Origin of the sequence: Amaricoccus sp. (genome assembly GCF_017995835.1) — a bacterium.
Taxonomy (GTDB): Bacteria; Pseudomonadota; Alphaproteobacteria; order Rhodobacterales; family Rhodobacteraceae; genus Amaricoccus.
This window is the reverse complement of sequence record NZ_JAGOID010000209.1, coordinates 1-2,556: the sequence shown is the minus strand read 5'-3', so window position 1 is coordinate 2,556 and position 2,556 is coordinate 1. Positions and strand designations below refer to the sequence as shown.

The 2,556-nt window shown below is 68.0% G+C and carries 2 protein-coding genes; one reads left to right on the top strand and one right to left on the bottom strand.

From position 1 onward, the window contains the following. Positions 1-762: SDR family NAD(P)-dependent oxidoreductase (locus KBA23_RS16790; protein WP_290743403.1), on the top strand; the 762-nt coding region annotated here is incomplete at its 5' end. Here the strand turns inward: KBA23_RS16790 and KBA23_RS16785 are convergent. Beyond that, positions 759-2,556 (bottom strand): hypothetical protein (locus tag KBA23_RS16785; RefSeq protein WP_290743402.1); only part of this gene is annotated, 1,798 nt, incomplete at its 5' end. The two genes, KBA23_RS16790 and KBA23_RS16785, sit on opposite strands and share 4 nt — an antisense overlap.

The window sequence follows — 2,556 nt, the reverse complement described above, 5'->3', positions numbered from 1 at the left end:
CATCTGATGGAAATCGAAGGCAGAGCAATCGTCGTCAGCGGGGGCGGTTCAGGCATCGGCCGCGCCGCCGTCCTCGCCCTTGCGGGACGAGGTGCTAAGGTGATCGTCGCCGATCTCGACGAGACCGGTGGCCGCCAGACGGTGGATCTGGCCGGCGCGAAGGGCGGTGTTGCCGTTTTCCGCCATTGCGACGTGACCAGGACAGAGGATCTCGCCGGGGCCTTCGCCTGTGCCTTCGAGCACTTTGGCCGTCTCGACGTCGCGTTCAACAATGCCGGCATCGGCGGGGAAGACCTCTTCGCCGACGACCCCGGAGACTGGGCGAAGGTCATCGATATCGACCTGACAGCCGTCATCGATGCTACCCGGATCGCTGTGCGCGAGATGCGGCGCTCCGGCCGGGGCGGGGTCATCATCAATACGGCTTCAATGGGTGGACTGCTGCCCATGGCCGGATCGCCGGTCTATGCCGCGGCGAAGGCGGGCGTCGTCAACTTCACTCGTTCCCTCGCCTACCTGGCCGAGGAAGCGAACATTCGCGTCAACGCCATCTGCCCGTCGTTCACCGATACCCCCCTCGTCCGCCGCAGCGGCGATGAACATGTCGAAGAGATGGGCCGCATGGTCGGCGGGATCCTCCTGCCCGAAGATATCGCGGCCGGTGTGGTGGAGCTGATCGAAGACGACTCCCGTTTCGGCGCCGTCATGCGCGTCACCGTCCGCGGCGGCCGCGACTTCGCCCGCGAAGTCCGCCCCTACTAACGGGTTCCCGCAGCCTCGGGCTCGCCGAACAGGTCGAACGCTGCTTGTGGCGTGCCTGTTCGCGCGGTTACTGTCGAACGGCCGGCAGCGCCCGCAGCACGTGGCGCGACCTCCGGCGCAGGCGCCATGTCTCCCTCGCGGCGCTCTTCCACTCGGCCGGTTGGCAGGCTGATCACCCTCGCCGGTGCGACCGAGTCGAACCGGCGGGGATGGCAGGTGAACAGCAGTACCTGCGTCTCCCGCGCCGCGTCCGCGAGGATCGGCCCCAGCTTCTGCAGTCGAACGGGGTCCGCCCAGCCAAAGACATCGTCCAGCACCACCGGCGCGCCATCGCTGGCGCTCACCAGCGAAGCGCAAGCCAGCCGCGTCAGCACCGAAAGCTGCTCCCTCATGCCCACGCTGAGCTGGCCCACGTCGAGCCACTCTCCGCTCCGCGTTACCCGCATGATCTGCAGCGCTTCTGAAAGCTCAATCCCGAAAGATGGGCCGAACACCCGCTTGCCGAGTCCTTCGATCGCGCGCCGCATCGGGTCCGCGTAATTCTCTCGAGCTTCCTCGCGGCGGCGGGTCATGGTGTCGAACAGCCGTTTCGCCGCGGTCGCTCGGCGCTCGTACGCGCCAAGCTCTTGCGCCGCTTCCATCTGCTGCTGCTCGGCCCCCGATAGAAGGCCGTGCAGCCCCTCGGCGCCCGCGTCGTCGAGGACGCCCACATCTCGAGCACGTTCGTCCCGAGCCTCCTGGAGTCTTCGTTCCACGCCGGCGAGTTCCGTTGCGACCGTTGTCCTGGTGGCCGAGACATCCGGAAGTGCCGCGAGTGCCAGCCTGCCTTCGGCGAGATTCGCCGTCGCCGCGTCGACGGCCGCTCGCGCCGATGCGAGCTCGTCCGCGAGCGGCCGGTCGCCGCGTTCCTGGTCCAGGCGCAGGAGTTCCGCTTCGTGTCGCGCCACATCGGCGGCGACCGACTTCAAGCTGGTACTCAGCTCGAACTGCTGGCGCTCCAGCTGCTCTACGCGGGACCGGGCATCCTGGAGGTCCTGGCTCACCAGCTTCCCGGCCTCCACGGCATCCCGCGCTGCCTGGAGCGCTCGGTCGCGTAAGGTCTTTGCCGTATCGAGAGACTCGGGCACTCCCGCCTGCGCTGCGTCCCGAATTGTGCCGATCGCCGCGCGTTCGCGTTCCAGCTTCTCCCGGAGCGCGTCCGCCGAGAGGTCGCGCAGGTCGGCGCGGATCTGTTCCATCAGGAACTTCCGCCGCTCCTCACTCTTGATCCGCGCGTCCCACGTTTCCCGCGCTTCCTGTGCCGATTCAACTCCGGCCTGGGCGAGGCACTCTTCGAGCGCGGCAGTCGCCGCCGCCAGTGCGCCTTCCAGTTCGCGCGCTGCCGCGCCCGCGGAGATCCGGACGACGATTCCCCCCGGCAGTCTCAGCGTCGACACCCCATGCACCTTGCCGCTGTAGGTGCGGTCCGGTCCGATCTCGGCCTGTTGCCCGTCGACCTCCAGCGCGGTCGCTTCCAGTGCGCTGATCTCGATCGAGGCGCCTTCCGACTCGCGAAGCCCGCGGATTCTTTCGACTTCCCGCTCCGCCCCGGCGATCTCCTGCAGCGCGCGCCGGTCGACCTTGCACCCGTTGAGCCAGCCGATCACCCCGCGCAACTCCGGTTCGTTGCTCTCGATGCGAGCCAGCCGCTCGGACATCTGGGTTACTTGCAGTTCGCGCTCTGAGAGCCGGACAAACTCTTCTGCGCTCGCTGCGGAGCGATTTGCGGCTCCAATCGCCTGCTCGGCCTCGGCC